Source organism: Pyxidicoccus sp. M6, from assembly GCF_055568925.1.
Genome location: NZ_CM145714.1, coordinates 2,507,745 through 2,532,530, shown reverse-complemented (window position 1 = coordinate 2,532,530; position 24,786 = coordinate 2,507,745). Strand labels below are relative to the sequence as shown.

The 24,786-nt window shown below is 70.7% G+C and carries 24 protein-coding genes; 8 read left to right on the top strand and 16 right to left on the bottom strand.

Going from position 1 to position 24,786, the window contains the following annotated elements:
- Window positions 1-14: 14 nt before the first annotated feature.
- The 7 genes from ACVTJA_RS10505 to rplU form a co-directional block, all read right to left on the bottom strand.
- A complete protein-coding gene (locus ACVTJA_RS10505; protein WP_465836068.1) occupies window positions 15-983 on the bottom strand; it encodes a hypothetical protein in 969 nt (322 codons plus the stop codon).
- Between the two features lie 197 nt (window positions 984-1,180).
- Window positions 1,181-2,698 (bottom strand): hypothetical protein, encoded by a 1,518-nt coding sequence (locus ACVTJA_RS10500; RefSeq protein WP_465836066.1) that lies wholly within the window; start codon window positions 2,696-2,698, stop codon window positions 1,181-1,183.
- A gap of 10 nt (window positions 2,699-2,708) precedes the next feature.
- A complete protein-coding gene (gene lolA, locus ACVTJA_RS10495) occupies window positions 2,709-3,581 on the bottom strand; it encodes an outer membrane lipoprotein periplasmic chaperone LolA (protein ID WP_465840356.1) in 873 nt (290 codons plus the stop codon).
- A gap of 150 nt (window positions 3,582-3,731) precedes the next feature.
- Window positions 3,732-4,409 carry a TrmH family RNA methyltransferase gene (locus tag ACVTJA_RS10490; RefSeq protein ID WP_465836065.1) on the bottom strand — a complete coding sequence of 226 codons (678 nt, stop codon included), beginning with the start codon at window positions 4,407-4,409 and terminating at the stop codon, window positions 3,732-3,734.
- Window positions 4,410-4,413: 4 nt separating this feature from the next.
- The gene (gene obgE, locus ACVTJA_RS10485) at window positions 4,414-5,901 is read right to left on the bottom strand and encodes a GTPase ObgE (protein WP_465836063.1); all 1,488 of its coding nucleotides are present in this window, start codon (window positions 5,899-5,901) and stop codon (window positions 4,414-4,416) included.
- 129 nt (window positions 5,902-6,030) lie between these two features.
- Window positions 6,031-6,303, bottom strand: coding sequence for a 50S ribosomal protein L27 (rpmA, locus tag ACVTJA_RS10480; RefSeq protein ID WP_465836061.1), 273 nt, complete (start codon window positions 6,301-6,303; stop codon window positions 6,031-6,033).
- Between the two features lie 39 nt (window positions 6,304-6,342).
- Window positions 6,343-6,651 (bottom strand): 50S ribosomal protein L21, encoded by a 309-nt coding sequence (rplU, locus tag ACVTJA_RS10475; protein WP_206721304.1) that lies wholly within the window; start codon window positions 6,649-6,651, stop codon window positions 6,343-6,345.
- A gap of 258 nt (window positions 6,652-6,909) precedes the next feature.
- On the opposite strand from rplU, the gene ACVTJA_RS10470 reads away from it, so the two are divergent.
- Window positions 6,910-7,269: a hypothetical protein gene (locus ACVTJA_RS10470; RefSeq protein ID WP_465836059.1), complete on the top strand. Its 360-nt coding sequence runs from the start codon at window positions 6,910-6,912 to the stop codon at window positions 7,267-7,269.
- 45 nt (window positions 7,270-7,314) lie between these two features.
- Here ACVTJA_RS10470 and ACVTJA_RS10465 read toward each other — a convergent pair whose 3' ends face one another.
- Window positions 7,315-9,612, bottom strand: coding sequence for a protein kinase domain-containing protein (locus tag ACVTJA_RS10465; RefSeq protein ID WP_465836057.1), 2,298 nt, complete (start codon window positions 9,610-9,612; stop codon window positions 7,315-7,317).
- A 175-nt stretch (window positions 9,613-9,787) separates the two neighbouring features.
- Between ACVTJA_RS10465 and ACVTJA_RS10460 the strand changes: the two genes are divergently transcribed.
- Together ACVTJA_RS10460 and ACVTJA_RS10455 are read left to right on the top strand one after the other, a co-directional pair.
- Entirely contained in the window at window positions 9,788-10,750 is a 963-nt protein-coding gene (locus ACVTJA_RS10460) for an isopenicillin N synthase family dioxygenase (protein WP_465836055.1), read from the top strand.
- 10 nt (window positions 10,751-10,760) lie between these two features.
- The gene (locus ACVTJA_RS10455; protein ID WP_465836053.1) at window positions 10,761-10,949 is read left to right on the top strand and encodes a hypothetical protein; all 189 of its coding nucleotides are present in this window, start codon (window positions 10,761-10,763) and stop codon (window positions 10,947-10,949) included.
- On the opposite strand, the gene gatB is transcribed toward ACVTJA_RS10455, so the two are convergent.
- The 4 genes from gatB to ACVTJA_RS10435 are packed head-to-tail and all read right to left on the bottom strand — an operon-like array spanning window position 10,946 to window position 14,566.
- Window positions 10,946-12,385 carry an Asp-tRNA(Asn)/Glu-tRNA(Gln) amidotransferase subunit GatB gene (gatB, locus tag ACVTJA_RS10450; protein WP_465836051.1) on the bottom strand — a complete coding sequence of 480 codons (1,440 nt, stop codon included), beginning with the start codon at window positions 12,383-12,385 and terminating at the stop codon, window positions 10,946-10,948. The two genes, ACVTJA_RS10455 and gatB, sit on opposite strands and share 4 nt — an antisense overlap.
- Window positions 12,386-12,419: 34 nt before the next feature.
- Window positions 12,420-13,880, bottom strand: coding sequence for an Asp-tRNA(Asn)/Glu-tRNA(Gln) amidotransferase subunit GatA (gatA, locus tag ACVTJA_RS10445; RefSeq protein WP_465836049.1), 1,461 nt, complete (start codon window positions 13,878-13,880; stop codon window positions 12,420-12,422).
- Between the two features lie 19 nt (window positions 13,881-13,899).
- Window positions 13,900-14,208, bottom strand: coding sequence for an Asp-tRNA(Asn)/Glu-tRNA(Gln) amidotransferase subunit GatC (gatC, locus tag ACVTJA_RS10440; protein ID WP_465836048.1), 309 nt, complete (start codon window positions 14,206-14,208; stop codon window positions 13,900-13,902).
- Between the two features lie 22 nt (window positions 14,209-14,230).
- Window positions 14,231-14,566, bottom strand: coding sequence for a TFIIB-type zinc ribbon-containing protein (locus tag ACVTJA_RS10435; RefSeq protein WP_465836046.1), 336 nt, complete (start codon window positions 14,564-14,566; stop codon window positions 14,231-14,233).
- 250 nt (window positions 14,567-14,816) lie between these two features.
- Here ACVTJA_RS10435 and ACVTJA_RS10430 point away from each other — a divergent pair, with 250 nt between their 5' ends.
- The 3 genes from ACVTJA_RS10430 to ACVTJA_RS10420 all read left to right on the top strand — a co-directional run bounded on the left by ACVTJA_RS10430 (window position 14,817) and on the right by ACVTJA_RS10420 (window position 19,641).
- On the top strand, window positions 14,817-17,936 hold the full coding sequence (locus tag ACVTJA_RS10430) for an FtsK/SpoIIIE family DNA translocase (protein WP_465836044.1): 3,120 nt from the start codon (window positions 14,817-14,819) through the stop codon (window positions 17,934-17,936).
- A gap of 127 nt (window positions 17,937-18,063) precedes the next feature.
- Entirely contained in the window at window positions 18,064-18,348 is a 285-nt protein-coding gene (locus tag ACVTJA_RS10425; protein WP_465836042.1) for an antibiotic biosynthesis monooxygenase family protein, read from the top strand.
- A gap of 51 nt (window positions 18,349-18,399) precedes the next feature.
- On the top strand, window positions 18,400-19,641 hold the full coding sequence (locus ACVTJA_RS10420) for a THUMP domain-containing class I SAM-dependent RNA methyltransferase (RefSeq protein ID WP_465836041.1): 1,242 nt from the start codon (window positions 18,400-18,402) through the stop codon (window positions 19,639-19,641).
- Here ACVTJA_RS10420 and plsY read toward each other — a convergent pair.
- Together plsY and ACVTJA_RS10410 are read right to left on the bottom strand one after the other, a co-directional pair.
- Complete coding sequence (gene plsY, locus ACVTJA_RS10415; protein ID WP_465836039.1) at window positions 19,558-20,136, bottom strand: glycerol-3-phosphate 1-O-acyltransferase PlsY; 579 nt, start codon at window positions 20,134-20,136, stop codon at window positions 19,558-19,560. The genes ACVTJA_RS10420 and plsY overlap by 84 nt on opposite strands.
- Window positions 20,137-20,146: 10 nt before the next feature.
- A complete protein-coding gene (locus tag ACVTJA_RS10410; RefSeq protein ID WP_465836037.1) occupies window positions 20,147-20,578 on the bottom strand; it encodes a DUF2752 domain-containing protein in 432 nt (143 codons plus the stop codon).
- A gap of 89 nt (window positions 20,579-20,667) precedes the next feature.
- On the opposite strand from ACVTJA_RS10410, the gene ACVTJA_RS10405 reads away from it, so the two are divergent.
- Complete coding sequence (locus ACVTJA_RS10405) at window positions 20,668-21,240, top strand: DUF4920 domain-containing protein (RefSeq protein ID WP_465836035.1); 573 nt, start codon at window positions 20,668-20,670, stop codon at window positions 21,238-21,240.
- Between the two features lie 9 nt (window positions 21,241-21,249).
- Window positions 21,250-21,861, top strand: a complete 612-nt coding sequence (locus ACVTJA_RS10400; protein ID WP_465836034.1) for a hypothetical protein — start codon at window positions 21,250-21,252, stop codon at window positions 21,859-21,861.
- A gap of 253 nt (window positions 21,862-22,114) precedes the next feature.
- On the opposite strand, the gene ACVTJA_RS10395 is transcribed toward ACVTJA_RS10400, so the two are convergent.
- Window positions 22,115-23,029 (bottom strand): hypothetical protein, encoded by a 915-nt coding sequence (locus ACVTJA_RS10395; RefSeq protein WP_465836032.1) that lies wholly within the window; start codon window positions 23,027-23,029, stop codon window positions 22,115-22,117.
- Between the two features lie 93 nt (window positions 23,030-23,122).
- On the bottom strand, window positions 23,123-24,685 hold the full coding sequence (locus ACVTJA_RS10390; protein ID WP_465836030.1) for a radical SAM protein: 1,563 nt from the start codon (window positions 24,683-24,685) through the stop codon (window positions 23,123-23,125).
- Window positions 24,686-24,786 lie beyond the last annotated feature (101 nt).

Sequence of the window (24,786 nt, the reverse complement as noted above, 5' to 3'; positions counted from 1 at the left end):
GCCCGGCGGTGAGCTCACTTCGTCGGTGCATCCTCCAGGACGATGCGGCGGCCCGGGCTGATGGCCTGCAGGCGCTCGTGCAGCTTCTCCCGCTCCTTCTGTGCACCCTTCGGCAGCGCGGCCAGCTTCTCGTGCAGCTCGCGCGCCGTCTCGTCGTACCACTCCGTGCGCGTGTGGCCCCCGTTGGCGAGGTAGTGCGCCGCGCCCGCCAGGAGCACGCAGGCATTCTCCCAGCCCGGGTCCTGCGCGGGGCCACCCTCGTTGCGCGTGAGGACGATGGCGTCCCCCAGCCTCATCCCCTGCCCCAGGTACACGTTGACGAGGGAGAACGCGGCGGTGCCCGACGGCTCGCGCAGGCAGAGCCACAGGAACCAGTAGCGCCCCTCGGGCGCAGGAGACTCCACCGCGTAGATTTCGGTGATGGGCGCCAGGCCGCCGCCGGGCAGCCGGCCCACGAGGCCGACCTCCTCGGGCACCACCAACACCAGCGAGTCCACGGGCAGCTTCACCCCGTCACAAGACAGCGTGGGCGGAGTCTCTCGCAGGAGGCGCCGGGCAAGGTCCGCCGTCACCTCGTAGCGCTGCCGGCCGCGCTGCTCGTGGGCGACGAGGTGCCAGTGCCGGAGGACCGTTTGAAAGGTGGACTGGCGCAGTTGCTCGCGGGCCTCGGGCGCGTTGATGCCGCGCCGCTCGCTGATGTCGTCCAGGGCGAAGCGCATCGCCTCGGCCATCTCCTTGTCCTTCATCAGCTCGACGTAGCGCGTGCAGCCCACGCGCGCGGCGACGCGCTCGACGACGGCGAGCAGCGCGTAGCGGACGGCGCCCGCGGCCTCCTCGGTGGACAGCGTCCCGCGCTCCATGTCCTTCGCGAGCACGCGATGCATCCGCGCGAAGCCCTCCTTCTCCAGGTACTGGCGGGCCAGCTCGATGGAACGGCGCTGCTCGGTGTACTGACGGTCGAACTCGGTCGGGGGCGGTCGCATGGAGATGGAGAGTCGTGAGGCGTGGAGCCCGGAGCAGAACGCAGGCCCCGCCGACTGTCCAGGCAACCGAAGTGGGACTGTCGAGGCCCCCCCGCCAGCCCTCCGCCCCGGCCGCCACGCCCGTGACGCCGCCGGGCCTGTGGGTGCTTTGTGCATCCTCGACCGGACCGCGCGCCCCTCATGGCAGGCGGGTGTGGCTACTTCGGGTCCTCGGGCTCCAGCTCGCGCTCCTCGGGAGGCGGCTCGCGCGAGCGCGACGTACGCGAGGGAAGCCCGACGCCCTCACCCAGGGGGGTGGGCTGGCACTCGCAGACGGTGCGGCGCGAAGCGGTCTCGGTGACGAAGGCGCAGGCCGTGGGGCACTCGGGCTGGCGGCCCTCCTCGAAGAGGGCGAGCTTGAAGCCGGTGGCGATGGACAGGGCGGCACCGCAGGTGGGCAGCGCCTGCACGAGCGAGAGCCATGGCAGCCGGTGCTGCGTGGTGAGCCCCCGGCTGGTCGAGGGGAAGCTCAGTCCCACGCCACAGCCCGTCTCCAGGGGCTGACCGTCAGCGCCCACGGGCTCCAGGTGCAGCCGCCCGCCCTCGGGCAGGTCGCGGTAGACGGCGCCGCTGACGGAGACGCTGCCATCCGGCTCACGCCGCACGTGCAGGCCGTAGCAGGCTTCCTCGCTGAAGGTGCCGCCCGGGCTGGCGCACTGCTGGCGCTCGGAGGAAGCAGGCGCGGGAGCCGAAGTCGGACCCGGCGGTGAGACAGAGCCCGTCGCATCAGGAACCGACGTCGAAGTGGAAGGCGTCGCGGGTCCACCCGCCGCGCTCACTCGCGGCCTGCGCAGCACCAGCACCCCACCCTTCGCATCCAGCGTCGCGGTGAAGCGTCCCCACACGTCCGGCCCCAGCCGCCCCAGGCTGCTCGGCGAGTCCCACCGTCCCGCCGCCTCCACCACCAGCGGCGAGACACCCACGCCGTTCGCCACCTCCACCGCGTCCACCGCGAAGGTGCGCGCCGGCAGATTGGCCGCCGTCTCCAGCGGCTGCAGCCCCTGCGCCTCCGCCGGGCCCACCGCCAGCCGCGAGAACGGCTCGCGCGAGCCGAGGACGAACGGCCCCGTGAGGTCCGCCTCGCCCTGCTTCACGCGCGCGGCCAGCAGGGGCCAGTCCCCCTGCGGCTCGCGGCTGAGCTCCACCACGTACACCTCGCGCGCCGCATCGGAGACAGCGGCCTCCGCCGCATACGCCTCGCGTGGACGGGACGCGGAGAAGGTCACCTCGCGCCGCAGCGGGTCCACCGTGAGCGCATACGGCTCCAGCACGTCCGCGCCCAGCGTCACCGCGCAGGCCTTCTCACCCGACAGGCCCGCCGTGCGAATCGGCGAGGACACCGGCCCCACGGAGAAGTCGGGCAGCCGCACCACCGGCCACGAGCGGAAGCCTCCCGCGGGCTCCGGCGCGCGCACCGTGCCCTCGGGCGCCGGGAGCTCTCCCGCGAAGCATCCCCGGGAGACGAGGGACATCGGCCGCGCCACGTCCAGCACCACCGGCACGGCATGCGTGCCCAGCCTGCCCGCCACGGTGAGCCGCAGCGCGGGCGAGGCCAGCAGGGGCAGCGTCTGCCCCTCGAAGCCCTGGGGACGCGCAGGGCCGGAGGCCGTCGTGCCCTGGTGGCACCCGGCCCCGGCCATCATCAACACACCCGTGAGGAGGAGCGCGCCGCGCACGTCCCGCAGGTTACTGCTTCTTGCCCTTGGTGAAGTCATCCACGCGGGTGTCGTCCGGCACGTCCAGCTTGAAGCTGTCCGCGTCGATACCCACGTTCGTCTTCAGGCCCAGGAAGGAGATGGTGTTCTCGCTGCCGTCCGGGTCCACCACGGTGCTCTTGAGCACCTGCGCCGTGGACGGGTCCACCTCCAGGCGCACCTGGCGGAAGCGGGGCTCGGCCTTCAGCGGGTCCAGCACCAGCAGCGTGCCCTTGCAGTCCTTGCACGTGCCCTTGGTGATGGCGAACTCGTTCGCCAGCTTCCCCTGGCCGAAGAGGAACGTCACCGACGCGGAGAGCTGGCTCGTGTCCACGCTGCCCACCGTGAGGCTCTGCGCGGCCGCGTCGTACGCGTAGACCTTGTTGCCGGCCAGCACGAAGGTGCGCGCCGTGGGCTTCTGGTACTCCCAGCGCATCAGGCCCGGCTTCTTGTACGTGACGGTGCCCTCGGACGTCTGCGTGCGCCGGAAGGTCTTGTACTTGTAGTCCTGCCGGAAGCTGGAGCGGAAGTCGCCCGTCTTCTCGTAGAAGGCCTGCATCCGGTCCACCAGCGACTTCACCTCCGGCGTCATCGCCGGAGCCGGCTTCACGGCCTCCGCCGGAGCCGGCTTTCCCTGCTGCGCGGCCTGGGCATTCGCGGCCTCCGCGGGCTTGCCCTGCTGCGTGGCCGGAGCCTGCGCGGCGGGGGCCTTCGCGGCCTCGGTGCTCTTCGCCGGGGCGGCGGCGGCCGGCGTCTCCGCGGGCTTCGCCGCCTTGCCCGTCTCACCCGAGGGCTTCGGAGCGGCAGCCGGGGCCTGAGCGGCCTGGGCCACCAGCACGGGCTTCTCCGCTTCGGCGGCGGGCAGGGCCCGGGCAGCGGAGGCCGCGGCGGCGGATGGCGCGGACAGCAGCGTGACGAGCAGGGTTTCCAGGAACATGGCGTGCGTCTCCAGGCGGGCCGTGTGGGCTCGCGGCGTCCATCTACCCCATACCGACGGGGGCCGGGGGCCCGGCATTCATGGCTGCTTCTTGAAGAGCCGCTTCCTTTGTTTGATGGCCAGCACGTAGAAGCGCTCGCGCAGCTCCTGGGCCTCCTGGGGCGACAAATCCCCCGAGCCCCCCAGGTGCTCGTCCCGCCAGGCAATCGCCCGGCTGATGCACGCTGAGGCGGCGGCGGAGATGTTGAGGCTCTGGCTGAAGCCCCGCATGGGCACCCAGAAGGTGCCGTCCACGGTGTTCAGCACCTCCTCGCTCACCCCGTACCGCTCGTTGCCGAAGACGATCGCCGTCTTCGCCTGGAAGCCCATGGAGTAGAGGCTGGTGGCGCCCTCACGGATGGCGGAGGCGTAGAGGAGGAAGCCGCGCGACTTCAGGTGCTCGCGGCACTCGGCGAAGCTCTTGTAGAGCTTCACGTCGAGCCACTTGTCACAGCCCTGGGCCACCCTCGAGTTGGGCAGGAAGGGGGCCTCCGGGTTGATGACGACGTGCACCTCCTGGACGCCGAAGGACTCGCAGGTGCGCAGCACCGCGGCCATGTTGAAGCTGTCCTCCAGCCGGTCCAGGACGATGGTGAAGTTGCGCGTGCGCTGACTGACGACGCGGTCGATCTTCTCCTTGCGCACGTCGAGCAGGAACTGCTCGGGCTCGTACTTCTCCTTCTCGTAGCGCTCGTAGCGAGCACCTCCGCCGGACATCGCCTCAGGACCTCCTGCCGCCGGGCTTGCGCGCCGGGGCCTTCTTCGCGGCGGAACGCGTCTGCTTCGCCGCCGCCCCGCGCTTCGCGGGCGCCTTGCGAGCGGGCGCCTTGCGAGCGGGCGCCTTGCGAGCGGGCGCCTTGCGAGCGGCCACCTTCTTCGCTGCGGCCTTGAGAGCCGGAGCCTTGCGAACCGGCGTCTTCGCAGCCGCCTTGCCCGTCTTGCGAGCCGGAGCCGCCGCCTTGCGCGCCGGGGCCTTCTTCGCGACGGAACGCTCCGCGCCCGAAGCCTTGCGAGCCGCCTTCTTCGCGACGGAACGCTCCGCGCCCGAGGCCTTGCGCGCCGGGGCCTTCTTCGCGACGGAACGCTCCGCGCCCGAGGCCTTGCGAGCCGCCTTCTTCACCGCGCCACCACCGGTGCGGGTGGCCTTGCGCGCCGGAGCGGCCTTGCGCGCGGGCGCCGGCTTCTCCACGTGCAGCTTCTCCGTCCGCCCGGTGAACAGCACCTCCGCCACCGAGTCCATCAGCGCCTGCATGCCCTCGCCGGTGGCGCAGGACACGGGGTAGACGCGGATGCCGCGCTCGCGCAGGGCCTCGGTGAACGGGGCCAGCCTCTCCTGCGCGTCGGGCAGGTCCTGCTTGTTGGCCGCCACCACCTGCGGCTTGGCCGCGAGCTGCTCGCTGTACTTCGCCAGCTCCGCGTTGAGCACGTCGAAGTCGTGCAGCGGCGCGCGCCCCTCGCCCTCCGCCCCCATGTCGATGAGGTGGATGAGCACCTTGCAGCGCTCCACGTGCCGCAGGAACTGGTGCCCCAGCCCCACGCCCTCGCTGGCACCCTCGATGATGCCGGGGATGTCCGCCATCACGAAGGACAGGCCGTCCTTGTACTGGACCATGCCCAGGTTGGGCACCAGCGTGGTGAAGGGGTAGTCCGCAACCTTCGGCCGCGCCCGGCTGACGCGGGAGATGAACGTGCTCTTGCCCGCGTTGGGGAAGCCCAAGAGGCCCACGTCCGCCAGCAGCTTCAGCTCCAGCCGCAGCGTCTTCTCCTCGCCCTTCGTCCCATCCTGCGCGAAGCGCGGCGTCTGCCGCGTGGACGTGGCGAAGTTCATGTTGCCCAGGCCGCCCCGCCCGCCCTTCGCCGCCACCCACTGCTGGCCGGGCTCGCTCAGGTCCACCAGCAGCTCTTCCGTGCCGGCGTCCTTCACCAGCGTGCCCACCGGCACCTTGAGGACCATGTCCTCGGCAGCGCGGCCGTTGCAGTCGCTGCCCATGCCGTGCTCGCCACCCTTGGCACGGTGGTGCTGCTGGTAGCGATAGTCGAGCAGCGTGGTGAGCTGCGGGTCCGCCACGAAGATGACGGAGCCTCCGTCACCACCGTCGCCCCCGTTGGGGCCACCGCGCTCGATGAACTTCTCCCGCCGGAAGGAGACGGCGCCATTCCCGCCGTCACCCGCCTTCACGAAGATGCGGACCTCGTCGACGAACTTCATAGACACTCCTGGAAAAACGCAGAGCGGGCCGCCCTCGCGTCCCGCCGCCGAAAAAGGGCGCGTGGACTTGGAGAAGCGACCCGCTCGTGGGTGCCAACACGGCATGCCGGCCAGGCGGCCGGCGAACCGTCAGGCGCTCGGCTGCTGGGCGGCCGGGTAGACCGAGACCTTCTTCTTGTCGCGGCCCAGGCGCTCGTACTTCACCACGCCGTCGACCACCGAGTAGAGGGTGTAGTCGCGGCCGAGCTTCACGTTGGAACCGGCGTGGATGACCGTGCCCAGCTGGCGCACCAGGATGCTGCCCGCCGTCACCGTCTCACCGCCGTACACCTTCACACCACGATACTGCGGGTTGGAATCACGCCCGTTGCGCGAAGAACCCTGTCCCTTTTTATGGGCCATGACACCTTGCTCCTGAAGTTGGGGGGGAATCCGTCCGGACTAGCCGGCGATGGAGGTGACCTTCACCTCGGTGTACGGCTGACGGTGACCGCGGCGGCGCGTCCAGCCCTCCTTCTCCTTGCGGAAGTGGAGGACGCGGCGGTGCTTGTCCTGCGCGAGGACCTTGCCCACCACGCGAGCGCCAGAGACGGTCGGCTTGCCCACCTTCGGGCTGTCCGTACCACCCAGCATGAGGACGTCCGTGAAGGTCACCTCGGCGCCGATGTCGCCGGCGATCTTCTCGATCCGGAGCACATCGCCCTCGGCGACTCGGTACTGCTTCCCGCCCGTGCGAATGACTGCGTACATCGTCTAACCCCTGTCAGCTTTCGGGTTGGGTCAACCCTTGGAATCGACCGCGCATTTCGGACGGGTCCACCATCCAATCGCGCCAAAGGCGGCGGGATTTACGGGAGATGCCCTGGGGAGTCAAGGCGGATGAAGGATCATCCCGCACACCCTCCGGTGGTTTACTCGCCCCCAAATCCATTGTTAACTGGAAAGCGGGCATGCGGCGGCCTATATGGCCGCCGCTCTACCAAACCTCGTTTCGAGGGGGAATCCACAATGAAGAAGCTCATGTTCGGCCTCGTGGCCGTGTCGTCTCTCGTGTTTGGAACCGGCTGCGGCGGCGACCTCTGCGACGACACCGCGGACTCCATCGACACCCTCATCGACAAGACCGAGGACTGTGACCAGATCAACACCTTCCTCAAGGCGCTCAAGCCGAGCGACTCCGACATCGACGAGTGTAAGGACCGCCTCGACGAGTGCAGCGACTCGGACGAGGACAAGTACAAGGACTACATCGACTGCGTCAACGACCTGGACAGCTGCAAGTCGGGCCAGGAGGCGGCGTGGGCCGAGGACTACGAGGCCTGCGGCGCCAAGCTCAATGGCGTGAGCGAGGCCTGCCTCGCGGACTGACGGCGTCTGAAGTACCTCGGGAGTACCGCGGGGCCCGGCTCCCTCTCAGGGGGACCGGGCCCTGTCGTTTCGGGGTGTCACGGCGCGGGCCGCGAGGGCGCGGCGGACCACGCGGTAGCGCTGCAGCAGGCCCGGCTCCAGCGGGTCCAGCGCCAGGCCGCGCTCATAGTGCTCCAGCGCCCGGGCGAGCTGTCCGTCGCGCTCCAGGCCTCCCCCGGAGAGGAAGTGCACGCGCGCGGGGCCCGCGGCCTTCGGGTGGCGGGCGAGGAACTCACGCCGCAGTGACTCCAGCTGCTCGGCCGTGAGCCCCCCTTCCAGGCACCGCGCCACGCCCAGGTGGTTGCCGCGCTCCGCGTCGTACAGCGCCCGCTGCACGGGAGCGCCGAGCGCGTCCCCGGCCTCGCGCACGCGCACCCGCACCGCGTCGAGCTGCGCGCGCTGCGAGGGCGACAGGGGCCGCTGGCGCAGGGCCTCCAGCGAGCTCCAGGCCTCGCGCGTCCGGGCCCGCACCGTCTCCATGTCCGCGTCCGGGAGCAGGCCCAGCACGGCGTAATGGTTCCCCGCGGAGCGCTGGCGCCAGGCCTCCAGCACCCGGGCCGCCTCGGCGTCGTCCCCGCGAGGACCGGGCGTCTGGCGGCGCACCGGTTCGCCCCTGATGAGCTGATCCACCGCGGCCTTGAGGGCGGCGGTGGCCTCCACGAACTGTACGCCGAAGCCGGTGGGCATGCCCCAGACGCGGGCCTGCTCGGGAGGCACCTGGCGGACGACTTCGCACAGCACCGACTGCGGGCCCGACTCCAGCTCCAGCACCACGGATAGCCGCGCGCACAGTGGCGGCAGCGAGCCCTCGCTGCGCAGGAACAGGCCGCCCCGCGACAGGTCCGAGCCCGTCAGCCGCACGGGCGTCTCGCCCTGGCGCAGCACCACCTGCACCGGCAGCTCCACCGAGCGGGGTCGGGAGGGAGGCGTCGCAGCGTGGGCGGGAGGCATCGGGGAGGCGTGCGCGGCGGCGTCGTGGCCGGAACCGGCCCGCGCGGAAGACTCGGAGGAACCTGGCGCGACCGGCCCCGCCTCGTCGCCACTGCCGGAGCCGGCCCGCGCGGGAGGCCTGGACGAAGCAGACTCGGCCGGCCCTGCCCCCTCGTCACCGCCGGAGACGGCCCGCGCGGGAGGCACGGAGGCGACGCGCGCGACATGCCCCGTTTCTTCGCCATCATCCGAGGAGCCCCGCGCGGGTGGCGTGGACGACACGGGCGCCACCTGCTCCTTCGACGCGCTTCCGCGGTCAGACGGCGCCGGTCCCCCGGAGCGTGGAGCGGAAGGGCCTCGCGCGGGCGGCGTCGCACCGAGAGCCCCCGCTCCCTGCCGCGAATCCTCCGCGATGGCGGCCTGCATCGCGGCGCTGAACGCGGACGCGGTCGGGTAGCGGTCCTCGGGCGCCTTGGCGAGCGCGCGCAGGATGACGCGCTCCATGGCGGGCAGCACTCCCGGGTGTACCGAGCGCGGCGGCGGTGGCGACCGCGTCTGATGGGCCACGAGCTGAGCGGCGATACCTTCGTCGGTGAAGGGCAGCCGCCCGGTGACGAGCTGGTAGGCGATGACGCCCACCGAGTACAGGTCCGCACGCCCGTCCAACCTGCCGCCCACGGACTGCTCCGGGGCCATGTACTCGGGCGTGCCCACGATGATGCCCGCGTGCGTCTGCGGCATGTGCGCGTCGAGCAGCTTGGCGATGCCGAAGTCCAACACCTTCACGAAAGGCGAGTGCCGCCCGCGCCGCACGAGGAAGATGTTGTCCGGCTTGAGGTCGCGGTGGACGATGCCTCGCGCGTGCGCGGCCTGGAGCGCTTCACACACCTGCGCCAGCACCGACACCACCGCCGCGGCCGGCAGCGGCGTGCCCACCCACGCGGACAGCGGCGCACCGTCCAGGTACTCCATGATGAGGTACGGGCGCGGCGGCGCGGCGTTCAGGTCGAAGATGCTGACGATGTTCTCGTGGCCGATGAGATTCACGGCCCGTGCCTCCGCGTGGAAGCGCTGCACCAGCTCCGGGTACATGGCCAGGTGGTCGTGCAGCACCTTCACCGCCACGCGGCTGCCGATGGACACGTGCTCGCCCAGGTACACCGAGCCCATGCCGCCCCGCCCCAGCCGGCGCATCAGACGGAAGCTGCCAAACCGCTGGCCCACCAGCGGGTCCACCTCCTCGGCTCCCAGCGCACACCGCTGCCGGGGCGCTCCCCCACTGTCCCCATCCGCTCGCACGAGCGTCGAGCAAGGCGCCTCAGCCCCATGCGCCCTGCCGCACGCCGCGCACTCATGACTGCTCACCTCGGCCATACCGCTCCCCCCGGCCTGCATTCACAGCTTGGACACCGGGGAAGTCATGCATCCACTGTCGGTACGGGCGGATGTCGCGTAGTACTTGACCACCCGGTGCTGCGGTCGCAGGCAACCGTCCCGCGCAGGACGCCCCTCCTGCCGAGAATCCATCAGGTGGCTAGAGTGCGGCCCCATGTCTTCCACCGCACGTCGCATCCCCGTCGTCGACCTCTCCCACTACCGCACCGGCACGCCCCAGCAGCGCGCCCGCTTCGTGCAGGTGTTTGGCGATGGCCTGAAGGAATTCGGCTTCGTCACCGTGGAGGGCCACGGCGTCGATGACGCGCTCATCCGTCGCACCTACTCCGACGTGGAGCACTTCTTCGCCCAGCCCGAGGCGGTGAAGGCCCGCTACGCGGACACCGAGCGGGGTGGCCAGCGCGGCTACATCGGCTACGGCCAGGAGCACGCGAAGAATCGCAAGGTGGGTGACTTGAAGGAGTTCTGGCACGTGGGCCGCGAGCTGCCGAAGAGCCACCGCTACCACGACGTCTACGGCGCCAACGTGTGGCCGGAGGAGGTGCCCACGTTCCGCGAGCACACGCTGTCCCTCTTCCGCGCGCTGGACGGCGCGGCGGGAGTGATGCTCCAGGCGCTGGCGGAGTACTTCGGCGTGGAGCGCGACACGTTCAGCGGCATGGCCACGGATGGCAACTCGGTGCTGCGGCTCATCCACTACCCGCCGCTGAAGGAGCGCTTCATCCCCGGCGGGGTGCGCGCCGCCGAGCACGAGGACATCAACCTCATCACGCTCCTGTGCGAGGGCACCGCGGGCGGTCTGGAGTTGCTCACGCGCGACGGCGAGTGGCTGCCGGTGGACACGTTGCGAGGGCAGATTGTCGTGGACTCGGGCGACATGCTCAGCCGGGTGACGAACAACGTCATCCCCGCCACCACGCACCGCGTGGTGAACCCGCGCAGCCCGGCCGAGGACACGGTGCGCTACTCCATGCCCTTCTTCGTGCACCCGTACGCGGACTGCGTGCTGGAACCGCTGCCGTGCACGCAGACGCCGGACAATCCCGCGCGCCACGCGCCCATCACCGCGGATGCGTTCCTCAAGCAGCGCCTGCGGGAGATTGGATTGCTGAAGTAACGCCCTCGCGGTGTGGCCGGAGATGGTGGGCGCGGCGCTGGGGTTGATGGGGCACCTGCCCCTCGTGCGCCGCTGCCGCACCACGAACGCGGCGATGACGCGCGGGGCGCTCGCGGAGTGGTGGGCCATGCTGAGCACATGGCGCCGAATGAGGCCTCCGACGATGGAGGAGTGCCTCCACGTCGCCGTGCCCCTCTAGTCGCCGAGCTTCTTCTTCAGCAGGTCGTTGACGAGGGCCGGGTTGCCCTTGCCCTTCATGGCGCGCATCACCTGGCCCACGAAGAAGCCGAACACCTGCTTCTTGCCGGCGCGGTACTTCTCCACCTCGCCCGCGTTCTTCGCGAGGATGTCGTCCACCACCGCTTCGATGGCGCCCGTGTCGCTGACCTGCGTGAGCCCCTTCTCCGCGATGATGTCCGCGGGCGCCTTGCCGGTGCGGAACATCTCCCCGAGCACGTCCTTGCCCGCGTTCGCGGACACCGTGCCCTTGTCCACCGCGCCCAATAGCTCCGCGAGCTGCGCCGGCGTGAAGCGCAGCGCGGACAGCGGCGTCCCCTCTTCCTTCAGCAGGCGCATCAGCTCGCCGAGGAACCAGTTGGACAGCTTCTTCGCGTCCGCGTAGTGCGCCGCGCACGCCTCGAAGAAGTCCGCCAGCGGGCGCTCGGCGGTGAGGATGCGCGCGTCATACGCGGGCAGCCCGTACTGGCTCATGAAGCGCGTCAGCTTCGCGCGAGGCAACTCCGGCAGCGCCTTCGCCGCCGCGTCGATGGCCGCGTCGCTCACGTGCAGCGGCGGCAGGTCCGGCTCCGGGAAGTACCGGTAGTCGTGCGCCTCCTCCTTGCTGCGCATGGAGCGGGTGACGCCCTTGTTCACGTCCCACAGGCGCGTCTCCTGGTCCACCTTGCCGCCAGACTCGAGGACGTCCACCTGCCGCGAAATCTCGTACTCGATGGCCTGCTTGAGGAAGCGGAACGAGTTGAGGTTCTTCAGCTCGCAGCGCTGCCCGTACGTGGATGAGCCCTTCGGCATCACCGACACGTTGGCGTCGCAGCGGAAGCTGCCCTCCTCCAGGTTGCCGTCGTTGACGCCCAGGTACACGAGCACGTCGCGCATCACCTTGAGGTACTCCACTGCCTCGTCCGCGTCGCGCAAGTCGGGCTCGCTCACGATTTCGAGCAGCGGCACGCCCGCGCGGTTCAGGTCCACGAGGCTCTGGCCCACGTCCGCGTCGTGCACGTTCTTCCCCGCGTCCTCCTCCATGTGGATGCGGCGGACGCGGATGACCTTCTCGCCCTGCGGCGTGTCGATGACGAGCCGCCCGTGCTCGCAGATGGGCAAGTCATACTGCGTCACCTGGTAGCCCTTCGGCAGGTCCGGATAGAAGTAGTTCTTCCGGCTCCACACGCTCGTCTTCTTGACGGTGCACTCCAGCGCGAGCCCGGTGCGCACGGCGAACTCCACCACGCGCTGGTTGAGCACCGGCAACACGCCCGGCATGCCCAGGCACACGGGGCAGGTATTGCGGTTGGGCTCGGCGCCGAACGCGGTGGAGCAGCCGCAGAAAATCTTCGACTGCGTGAGGAGCTGCGCGTGGACCTCGAGGCCGATGACGGGCTGGAAATCGCTCACGGGCATGGCGGAGTCACCAAGGCGTGCGGCCCGGTGCGCCCTACAGGGGCACCGGACGGCGGAAGAAGTCGTGCTCGCGCTCGTAGGCGCGGGCGATGCGCAGCAGGCGGCCCTCGTCGAACGGCCGCCCCAGAATCTGCAGGCCCACCGGCAGGCCCGCCTTCGTGAAGCCGCACGGCACGGCCAGGCCGGGCAGGCCCGCCAGGTTGCACGGCAGCGTGAAGACATCCATGAGGTACATGGACAGCGGGTCGCCCACCTTCTCGCCCAGCTTGAAGGCCGGCACCGGCGACGTGGGAGACAGCACCGCGTCCACCTGCTGGAAGGCCTTCGTGAAGTCCTCGCGGATGAGGGTGCGGACCTTCTGCGCGCGCAGGTAGTAGGCGTCGTAGTAGCCGGCGGACAGTGCGTACGTCCCCAGCATGATGCGGCGCTTCACCTCCGGCCCGAAGCCCCGCTCGCGCGTCTGCGCGTAGAGCTCCTTCAGCCCGCGCGCGTCCTTCGCCCGCAGGCCGTAGCGGATGCCGTCGTAACGGGCCAGGTTGCTGGACGCCTCCGCCGGGGCGATGAGGTAGTACGTGGCCAGCGCGTACTTCGTGTGGGGCAGCGACACGTCCACCAGCGTCGCGCCCAGCCGCTCGTACTCGCGGAGCGCGGAGCGCACGGTGGCCTCCACCTCCGGGTCCATGCCCTCGGTGAAGTACTCGCGCGGCACGCCCAGCTTCAGGCCGCGCACCCCACCCTCCAGGTCCGCCTGGTAGTCCGGCGCATCCACCGCCGCGGACGTGGAGTCCCGCGGGTCATGCCGTGCAATCAATTGCAGCAGCGCCGCCGCGTCCGCCACCGTGCGCGTCATGGGACCGGGCTGGTCCAGCGACGAGGCGTAGGCGATGACGCCAAAGCGCGACACACGGCCATACGTCGGCTTGAGGCCCACGGTGTTGGTGAAGGCCGCGGGCTGGCGGATGGAGCCGCCGGTGTCCGTGCCCAGCGCGCCGAACACCTCGCGCGCCGCCACCGCCGCCGAGGAGCCTCCCGACGAGCCGCCCGGCGTGCGCGTGAGGTCCCACGGGTTGTGGGTGGGGAAGTACGCGCTGGACTCGTTGGACGAGCCCATCGCGAACTCGTCCATGTTCAGCTTGCCCACCAGCGGCAGGCCCGCCTCCTTGAGCAGGCGCACCACCGTGGCGTCGAAGGGCGGGACGAAGCCCTCCAGGATGCGCGAGCCCGCGGTGGTCTCCACGCCTTCCGTGAGGAAGATGTCCTTGAGCCCCAGCGGCACGCCGTCCAGGGCGCTGGCGGGATTGCCGGCCTTGCGGCGCGCGTCGCTGGCGAGGGCGGCGGCGAGGGCGCCCTCCTCGTCCACGCGCAGGAAGGCGCGCACCTTCGGGTCCACCTGGCGGATGCGCTCCAGGCACGCGCGGGTGGCCTCTTCGGAGGACACCTCCCGCGCGGCCAGCTTCGCCGCCAGCTCCAGCATCGTGAGGTCCGTGAGCTGCATTGGATGTGGAACCTCCGGGCTACTCGATGATTTTGGGCACGGCGAAGCTGGTGCCCGACTTCGCCGGCGCGTTGGCCAGGGACTTCTCCGGCGGCAGCGACGGCCGCGTCACGTCCTCGCGCAAGAGCGAGGCCGCGAGCGTGGCGTGGTCGGCCGCGAGCGAGGCATGGGTCGTCGGCTCCACGGCCTCCACGTCGAGCGACTGGAGCTGCGCCACCGCGTCCAGCACGGCGGACAGCTGCGTGGTGAAGCGCTGCTCCTCCTCCGGGGTCAGCGCCAGCCGCGCCAGCGTGGCCACGTGGCGCACCTGCTCGAGCGTGAGAGCCATGGATGCGTACCTCGCGGTGTGACTACTTGCCCTTGAAGAGGTTGAGGACGGCGCCCATCCACTTGCCGCTGCCCTCGGTGCCGTGGCGCTTGAGAATCGAGTCCAGCTCGCCCGCGTCCAGGAAGACGCCGTGGCAGTTGAAGCAGGTGTCGATTTCGATTTCGCCGTGCTTCAGCGTATGCAGGTCCATGCCACACTTGGGGCACTTCATGTAGTGCAGCTGCTTGAGCTCCTCGCGCTGCTTCGCGGCCGTCTCGGCGGCCTGCTGGATGGCCAGCTTGCGCTTCTTTTCAATCTCCTCCCGGGCGAAGTACTCCTCCTCGGTGGAAGACGGCTTGTCGGTACGGGCGTCGGCCATGGGGTGCTCCTTAGCGAAGTCCAGCCACCCCGCGACGCTGCGCGTCCGGGCGGCGTTGATGGTCGGCAACATACCCCCTTCGTGGAGGGGCGCAGCCGAAATGTAGGCCTCGCGTCCGCTGGCTTCCGCTCCCCTCGCGAGGCCCTCGGCCGACTGCTGGAAAATTGACCGCCCCCCCACCCTCCCTACACTCGCCACGGGCATTGCTACAGCCCGCTACGCGACTGAGACGCGCAGAGGGAAGAGGGTCATGACGGCGAAGAAGGGTCGGGCGGAGAAGGCGGTCCTGTCCCGGCAGGAAATCGCGACGCGGCGCAGGCAGCTTGCGGACAAGCGGATGAAGGCCGGCTCGGGCAACGGGGTTGCCGGGCGGGCCATCACCGGGGTGTTCCTGCTGGCGGGCTCGCTGCTGTCCCTGCTGGCGGTGGCCACATTCGATGCGAGGGACAGGGTGGGCCCGGGCTTCCGCAACGCGGTGGGTCCCATGGGGCACCTCATCGCGGAGTCGCTGCGGGGCATGCTGGGCGTGTGCGCCTACCTGGTTCCGGTGGGTGGCGTCTACGCGGCCATGGTGCTCTTCGTGGGCAGCCGCGAGCGCAAGCGCGGGGCGCAAATCATCAGCCTCTTCATGCTGACGGCCAGCGTGTCCGTGCTCGCTCAGCTCATGTTCGCGGGCGACAAGGGCTGGGCGCACCCGCCGGGTGGCGCGCTGGGCGCGAGCCTCGGCGGCCTGCTGGAGGGGCTGTTCTCCACCGTCGGCACCGTCATCCTCGTGACGGCCATCAGCGCCGCCGCGCTCATCGTCGGCACGCAGTACACCTTCCTCAAGCTGTGCTCTCTGGCGTGGGCAGGCATGTGCGTGCTGGGCAACCGCCTGCGCGAGTCCTTCCTCGTCTTCTGGGAGGCGCAGAAGGTCGCGTACAAGGAGCGCCAGGAGCGCGCCGCGAAGGAGAAGGAGGAGGAGGCCGCCTTCCTCGCGCAGATCGAGGCGGACGAGGAGGAGCTCGCCGAAGCCGAGCGTCTGGCCGAGGAGGCCGAGGCCGCCGAGGCGGAGGCCATGGCCGAGGAGGCCGTGCGCCTCGCGAAGCAGCAGGAGAAGGAGCAGGCCGCCTCCGCGAAGCTGGCCCTCAAGGAGGGGCGCGAGCGCGCGAAGCTGGAGAAGCAGCTCGCGGCGAAGAACCCCGTGGCCGGCGAAGAGGACGACGCGGAGGAGAACGAGTCGCTTCCGCCCGCCGCCGCCGTCACCGAGAAGCCCGCGCCCAAGCGCCTGGGCCCCGGCGCGGACCCGGCCTGGGCCGCGTCCTTCCTCGCGCCCGAGCCGCGTCCCGTGCCCGCCGCCGAGGAAGGTGCCGAGGGGCCGCCGCAGCGCCGTGGCCGCAAGACGCCCAACATCGTCACCGCCCCCACGCCGTCCACGCCGCCCGTGCCCGCGCAGGCGCTGGCCGCCGTGCAGGCCGCTGAAGCCGAGCCCGTGGCTCCTGCCGTGGTGCCGCCCATCGCCGCAGCGCCGGTGCAGCCCGCCGCGGCTCCGGCGGGTCCGGCCGCCATCGTCCCCGCGACTCCGGCCGCTCAGGCGTCGCGCATGCCGCTCATCGTGGAGCCCAAGGCCCCGCCCAAGCCCACCGCGCCGAAGAAGAGCCAGGACCAGTTCGAGTTCGTGGGCGACCGCAAGAGCTTCTCGTTGCCGCCGCTGGACGTGCTCGAGTGCGACAAGAAGGAGCGCTCCGCGCTGGACAAGGACGCATTCCTCGTCACGGCGGAGAAGCTGCGCGCGAAGCTGGCGGACTTCGGCATCGTCGGCGAGGTGGTGGAAATCCGCCCCGGCCCCGTCGTCACCATGTACGAGTTCCTCCCGGGACCCGGCATCAAGGTGAGCAAGATTGCGGCGCTCGCGGACGACCTCGCCATGGCGATGGAGGCCATGCGCGTGCGCATCGTCGCCCCCATCCCCGGCAAGGGCGTGGTGGGCATCGAGGTGCCGAACAAGGACCGCGAGACGGTCTTCCTCAAGGAAATCGCCGAGCAGGATGTCTTCCACAAGGCCAGCAGCAAGCTGACCATGTGCGTGGGCAAGGACATCGAGGGCATGCCGTACATCCTCGACCTGGCCAAGGCGCCGCACCTGCTCATCGCCGGTACCACGGGCTCCGGTAAGTCGGTGGCCGTGAACTCCATGATCATGAGCATCCTCCTCAAGGCCACGCCCGAGGAGGTCCGCTTCATCATGGTGGACCCGAAGATGCTGGAGCTCTCCGTCTACGAGGGCATCCCCCACCTGCTGCTGCCGGTGGTGACGGACCCGAAGAAGGCGGCGCTCGCGCTGCGCTGGGCCGTGGAGGAGATGGAGCGCCGCTACCAGCTCCTGTCCGAGGCCGGCGTGCGCAACATCGGCGGCTACAACAAGCTGGTGGAGAGCACCGCCACCGAGGTGAAGGACGCGGCGACCGAGCCCGCGCCGAAGAAGAAGTCCAAGCCGAAGAACGTGCTCGTGGTGGACGCGGAGGTCAGCAACAAGGGGCCCGTGGCCAGCGACGGCCTGGGCGTGGCCGCGCCGCGCGACGACGAGGACGACATCCGCGAGACCGTGGCGTCCGAGGAAGCCCCCGAGGCTCCCGAGGTGCCCGAGGTGGAGGCCGAGCCCGAGGACGAGCTCGAGGCCGCGGCGGAGACGCCGGAGAAGAAGCAGCGCACCAAGCTGCCGTACATCGTGGTCATCATCGACGAGCTGGCGGACCTCATGATGGTGGCCAGCCGCGAGGTGGAGACCTACGTGGCGCGCCTGGCGCAGATGGCGCGTGCGTCCGGCATCCACCTGATGGTGGCCACGCAGCGTCCGTCCACGGACGTCGTCACCGGCGTCATCAAGGCCAACTTCCCCACGCGCGTCAGCTTCATGCTGCGCTCGAAGCCGGACTCGATGACGATTCTGGGCACGGTGGGCGCCGAGGCCCTGCTGGGCATGGGCGACATGCTCATCATGCCGCCCACGAGCGCGCACCTGCAGCGCGTGCACGGCGCCTTCGTGTCGGAGAACGAAATCAAGAAGGCGGTGGACCACCTCAAGGCGCAGGGCAAGCCCGTCTACGACGAGTCCATCCTCAAGCCGCGCGACGAAGAGGGCGCGGGCAGTGGTGGCGAGGAGGACGAGCTGTCCGACGAGCTGTATGACCAGGCGCTCGCGGCGGTCAGCGAGATGCGGGCCGTCTCCATCTCCATGCTCCAGCGCAAGATGCGCATCGGCTACAACCGCGCGGCGCGCATGATTGAGCGCATGGAGCGCGACGGCGTGGTGGGCGCGGCGGACGGGGCCAAGCCCCGCGAGGTGCTCATCCGCGGCGTGGGCGAAATGCCCGGCGCCGGGGCGATGTAGCCCGGAGGCCCGGGTGGCCGTCGCGCCGGTGGGAACGGGCGCGGCGGTGCAAGGGGTTCTTCTTCACGGGGGCGTTCGGGCACGGGGCCCGGGCGCCCCTTCTGCTTTCACGAAGGACGCGTGCCGAATGATTGTCGCCATCTCCCGCTTCCGCGCCGCGCCCGAGGACGCGGAACGCCTGGTCGCCCGCTTCCAGGACCGCACCCGGCGCGTGGACGCGCACGAGGGCTTCCTGGGGCTGGAGGTGCTGCGCTCCTTCGAGCGCTCGCCGGAGCTGCTGCTGGTGACGCGCTGGCGTGACAGGGAGTCGATGCGTGCCTACTTCCAGTCCGAGGACTTCCGGCGGGCGAAGGAGGCCAGCGCCGAGCAGGAGGGCGCCACCTTCGCCATCTACGAGGTGGTGGGCATTTGATGCGCGTTGCCGGTTCCCAAGCGGGCCCGCGTCGCATATGGGCGGTGTCCCATGGCTGAACGTATTGCCCTCTTCGCCACCGCCGCCCGCGGCACCGAGGACCTCCTCGCCGATGAATTGAAGGAGCTCGGCGCGCGCCGCATCCGCCAGGACCGCGGCGGCGTGCGCTTCATGGCCACCCTCGACGAGGCGCTGATGGTGTGCCTCTGGTCGCGCATCGCCATGCGCGTGCTCTACCCGCTGGGCGCCTTCGAGGCCCACGGCGCGGAAGGGCTGTATGAGGCCGCCGCCAGCATTCCCTGGGAGGAGCACCTCGACCCGGACACCACCTTCGCGGTGGATGCCACGCTGAAGGACAGCGAGCACACGCACTCGGGCTTCGTCGCGCTCAAGGTCAAGGATGCCATCGTGGACCGCATCCGCGACGCGGTGGGTGCTCGGCCGGACGTGAATACGAGAGATCCGGACGTGCGCGTGGTGGCGCACCTGTCGCGCGACACGCTGTCGCTCTCGCTGGACCTCTGCGGGGAGCCGCTGCACCGGCGTGGTTACCGTGTGCGCCCCACCCCGGCGCCCCTCAAGGAGACGCTGGCCGCGGCCCTGCTGCGCGCGGCGAGCTACACGGGCGAGGAAGCGCTGGTGGACCCGATGTGCGGCTCCGGCACGCTCCTCATCGAGGCGGGGCTCATCGCGCGCAAGCGCGCGCCGGGCATCAACCGAGACTTCGCGGTGGAGCGCTGGCCGGGGCTGGGCACGCGGGCGCGCGAGCTGCTCGCGGACCTGCGCGCGGACGCGCGGCGCAACGAGCGCAAGGTGACGGTGCCGCTCATGGGCTTCGACAAGGACCCGGAGGCGCTGGAGGCCGCGAGCCGCAACGTGCGTGCTGCGAAGCTGTCGGAGGAAATCCAGCTCACCGAGGGCGACGCGACGAAGCTCCCGCCGCTGCCCGCCAGTGGCGGCCTCATCATCACCAACCCGCCCTATGGAGACCGGCTGGGCTCCGGCGGTCAGAAGGGCATGAAGAGCTTCTATTTCAAGCTCGGCGAGTCCCTGCGGGTGCCGGGCTGGCGCGTCTGGGTGCTCTCCGGCAACCCGGCCTTCGAGAGCGCCTTCCACGCGCGCCCCTCCGCGAGGCGGGACATGTGGAACGGCCCCATCGCCTGCACGCTGCTGGGCTACCGGCCCGCGGGAGGCGCGGCGGAGGACGGCTCAGAAGCGCCGCTCGGTGCGGCGAAGGAGCCGGTGGATGTTGCCCCGGTGCGTCCACAGCATGAGGACGAAGAGGACCGCTGAGAGGCCGGCGTACTCCACCTCGCGTGAAACCACGGCGGACGTACCCACCGCCGTGGCCCCCGCGGCCAGCGAGCCGAGCGAGCTCACCCGCCACACCGCGAGGAAAAGCGCATACACCACCGCGCCCGCCAGCGCCGCGAGCGGAACCAGCACCACGAGCACCCCCAGCGCGGTGGCCACGCCCTTGCCGCCCTGCAACTTCAGCCACACCGGGTAGACGTGGCCGAGCACCGCGGACAGCCCCACGAGGACGTGCACCGTGGGTTGTCCCGGCAGCATGCGCAAGGCGAGCGCCACCGGCAGCGCGCCCTTGAGGGCATCCAGCAGCAGCACGACGGCGCCCAGCTTCTTGCCCGCCACGCGGGTGACGTTGGTGGCGCCGATGTTGCCGCTGCCCTTCTGGCGTACGTCCACGCCACGCAGCCACCGCGTCAGGAGGACACCGAAGGGAATGGAGCCGGAGAGGTAGCCCAGCACGACGAGCGCGTATGGCACGGCGCGCAGGCTACAGCAGCAGGTGGGGGAAGCGCGTCTTCACCACCACGTAGGCGTAGTTGACGACGATGACCACGGGCATGACGACCCGCACCACGCCCCATTCGCGCGGGGAGAGTTGGAGCTCCGGAATGGGCATTCCGAAGACCATGTGCAGCACCATCACCACCGCCGCGAGGGCGAAGAGGAAGGCGGCCACCGTCCCCAGGGGGTTGGCCTCCCAGGCGCCGACGAAGTTGAAGTGCGCGACGCGGTCCGCCACGCGCGTCAGGCCGCAACCGAGGCAGGGCCAGCCCGTCCGCTCGCGTAGCACACAGCCCCAGAACGGGATGATGCGCGCCACCGGGATGTAGCGGGCCACGAGCAGCCCCACGAGGCCGGCGAGCCCCAGGGCATCCACGGTGCTGAAGCGACGGTTGCGAGGAGGGATGACGACCTTCATGCGGCCTCGCGGGATGATGCGCGAACAGGAAGACTCTAGTACGAGCGCCGGCTTGCCGGAGCAAGGACTTCTGGCTAAGCGTAGGCCCCATGAGCTCGCTCCGCACCTCCCTGATGCTGCTGGTCGCAGTTCCCCTGGTCGCGCTCGCGGGTGACAAGACGCCCGCCAAGGCCTCCTCCAAGGCCGCCGAGAGCGACTGTCACCACCCCGCCGAGGCCCCGGAAGCCGCGAAGGCCGGGACGCCGGCCGCCGCGCCCGCCCAGGATGGCTGGAAGCTCACGCGCGGCGAGCCCATCAAGGGCACCCAGGTGACGAAGCTGGCGGACGTGCTGGCGAAGCCGCAGGCGCACGATGGCAAGACGGTGCTCGTGGAGGGCACGGTACGCAAGGCGTGCGAGCGCAAGGGCTGCTGGATGGAGCTTGCGACGGACACGAAGGACAAGAGCCCCGGCGTGCGGGTGACGTTCAAGGACTATGGCTTCTTCGTGCCGCTGGACTCGGCCGGCTCGAAGGCGCGCGTGGAGGGAGTGGTGAAGGTCGCCGAGTTGAGCGAGGGCCACGCGCAGCACTACGAGTCCGAGGGCGCCATCGTCCCGCGCGGCGCGGACGGCAAGCCGCGCGAGGTCCAGCTCGTGGCGACGGGCGTCGAGCTGCGCCGCTGACCTGACGACATGGCGCGAAGTTTCAGCATGCGCGGTGTGCAGGGCGCGGCGGACCGCGCCGTCCAGCACGCCCGCACGTGGCTATTGGAAACGGAGCCGGGCTCCCGCGTGCACGACGTGCAGGCGGACCCGCGCTTCCAGCACCGCGGCGTGGACCTCCTCTGGGAGCTGCCCTCGGGCGAGGTGCGCGGAATCGAAGTGAAGGGCGACCGCAACGCCACCCGCCGCCGCTACTTCTTCGAGCTGGTGTCCAACCTGGAGAAGGACACCCCGGGCTGCTTCCTCTACAGCGGCGCGGACCTGCTGATTTATGTCTTCCTCTCGCAGGGCGAGCTGCACGTGCTGCCCATGCGCGCCACGCGCGAGTGGTTCCTCCCCCGCGCGAAGGACTACCCGCTCAAGCACGCCTTCACGCAGACGGGAGCCATCCGCTACACGACGGTGGGCGCGGTGGTGTCCGTGCGAGACGTCTCCGAGGGCGTGTCCGGCGTCCTGCGCGTGCCGCTGAAGCGCTCCGCGCGCGCCGCGGAGGGCGAAGACGCCGCCTCCGGCCTTGAGGCACCAATGGTGCCTGCGCCGGCCCCCAAGGACGAGGCCGGCGGGCCAGACGGACTGGGCTGAGGCGTGGAGGATTCCGGCTCCGCGCCCGCCTGCCTCCGCCTCGACGGTGAAGCGGAGTGCGCTGACGGGCCAGGCTGAGAGCGTCGCGGACGCCACTCCATGCCCGGGGCGAACTGCGCGGGCGGGCTGCTCCGAAGCGCGGTAGCGCCTCGAGCGCGCCAGACCATCCCAGGTGCATCCCGCTCGCGGACGCGGCGGGTGGCGGGAGCGGTCGGCAGGCTCATGCCGACCGCTCGGGCTCCTTCAAGGCACTTCAGCCGTGGCGGTGACGCCGGTGGCCGGGGTGCAGCTTGTCATGCGCCTCCTCGAGACGCGCGGAGATGCGCATGAGGTCGAGCAGCGACTCGCGGTCGTTCTGCGCCTTGTAGATGTGCTCCAGGCGGGGAACGAGGTCCAGCGCGAGGTGGAGGTCCCCCCCCTTCTCCGCCGAGTCGAGCAGCGTGCGGGCCGCCGCGGCCGCGCGGCCGTGGGCCTTCACGTGGATGAGGCCGTCCACCGCAAGCAGGCGCGCAATCGGGCTGCGCGCGGTGTCCTCGGTGAGCTTCACGAGGTCGTCCGTGGCGGCGTCCACCTCACCACGCGCGGCGCGCACCATGGCGCGGGCAATGCCCTTGCGGTCCGGCAGGAGGAACTCCTCGATGTCGGCGAAGGCCTCCGCGTGGGCGGTATGGCCCGCGGACGCGAGCGCCTCGGCGAGGCTGTCGAACACCTCGGCCTGCTTTTCCGTGAAGGGCGCGAGCGCCTCGCGCATGAAGCGCTCCTGCGGCGCGCCGCGCTCATCCAGCGGCATGCGCGAGCGCAGGCCATTCATCTTCTCCAGGGCCTCCGTCACCGGCGCATCCTGCTTGCCATTGAGCAGCTGCGCGCAGGCGTTCATCAGGCCCATCAGGGAGTCGGCCAGCTCCATCGGAGCCACCCTGTCGGGCAGCCAGCGGCGCCACAGCTCCACGGCCGCCGCCACCACGAAGTCCTTGAAGGGGCCGGTGCCCTTCCACTTCTGCTTCCACTCCTGGGCGATTCCCAGGGGGAAGGACGTCTCCGCCAGCTTGCGGAAATCCTCTTCGCCCACGGGAAGCCCGTAGTGGCCGAGCGTGCCCAGCAGGGCCTCCGTCGGGTACTCCTTCAGGCCCTTCTGCTGCCACGACTTGTCCACACGCTGCGTGCTCACACGGTTCTCCGCTGCCCTGGACGCCGGCCATCGGCGCCAGCGGCCTTCTAGCGGAAGTGAGGGCAGCCGTGCACCGCTACGTCACTTTCCGCGTCAGGCGGCGGACGCCGGCGGGGGAGCCTCCGGGGGCGCCACCTTGGGGACGGTGGGCCACTCCACGGGGGTACGGCGCCCGTCCGGCACCCGTCGGGCCAGGTATGGCTCGCAGCCCCGCGCCTCGAAGGCGCGCTTCCAGGCCGCAAAGCTGCCCCCAGCGCGCCAGGCATCCATGGCCGCCAGCCCGCCCTCCGGGCCGCACTGGGCGAGCATGTACTCCACCCACGCCCACCGCGCGGACGTGGGGCGAACCTCGGCGCGGCCCCTCAGGCCCTTGCGGAGGCGCTCCAGCCGGTTCTCCACCTCGCGAATGCCCGCGAAGGGCGCCCCGTCCAGAGGCGTGTTCCGCTTGGCCACGAAGGGCGCCACGCCCAGCGCCACCGGGAGGATGCGCGACAGCTCCGTGGTGAAGCGGATCAGCTCGTCGATGTCCTCGTCGCCCTCGAAGGGCAGGCCCACGACGTTGTAGACCTTGAGCTGCTTCATCCCCGCCGTGCGGGCGAAGTTCGCGGCCCGGACAATCTGCTCCTCGGAGTGCTTTCGGTCCACCAGGTCCCGCATCCGCTGCGAGGCGCCGTCCGCCGCCACCGTGAGGTTGGTGGCCCCGCCGCGCCGGAGCTGATCCACCAATTCCTGCGTCAGCCGATCCGCCCGCAGCGAGGACACGCCCACCTCGCGCCCCGAGTCGACGATGGTGCGCAGCAACTCCACGATGCGCGGGTGGTCCGTCACCGCCGCGCCCACCAGCCCCACCCGCTTCGCCGTGTCAGGGATGAGGGACAGCACTCGCTCCGGCGGCACCGTCCGCATGCCCCCGTTGGTGGTGCGCCGCATGACGCAGTAGTGGCAGCCCCGCGAGCAGCCCCGCTCCGGCTCGATGAGGAACATGGAGCGCAGCTCGGTGTGCGGCGTGACAATCTGAGTGCGGGCGGGCAGCCGGGCGTCCGTCGCCTTGGTGACGTGGTAACGCGTCCCTCCCCGGCCGGGCACCCGGAAGCCGGGGATGCGTGCCAGGTGCGCCAGCAGCGCATCCCTGTCTTGAATGGAGGCGGCCGCGTCCACCAGGACGTGGATGAGGTCCTCGGCCTCGCCCTGGACGAGCACGTCCACGAAGGGCTCGAGCGGGTCGGGGTTGGAGAACGTCAGCGGCCCACCAGCCACCACCAGCGGGTAGCCCCCGTCACGGCGCTCCTCGGCGAGCAGCGGCAGTCCCGCCAGCTCCAGCAATGAGAAGAAGCCCGTCAGCTCCAGCTCGTAGGCCACGGAGAAGGCCAGCATGTCGAAGCTGGAGACGGGGTTCTGCGACTCCCAGGTGAAGAGCGGCGCGCGCGTCTTCTTGAAGGCGTCCACGTCGTCCGGGAGGAAGACGCGCTCCGCGGTGGCCCCGGGGTGCTCGTGCAGCTCCCGGTAGATGGCCTGGAAGCCGAGCGAGCTCATGCCCACGTGGTAGGGGCTCGGATAGCAGAGGGCCACCCGGTAGGGCGCCGCCTTGTAGAGCGTGCCCTCTTCGTCCGCCAGCAGCGAGCGGACATGCTCCACCAGTGAGTAACGACCTTCCAATGCGCCTCCAGCAAGGTACAGCTCTGTAAACACCGCGGCCCCGGTCGGCCACTCCCGCGTGGGGGAGGGCTGCCGGGGCCGCGTTGCGCCACCTTCTCAGG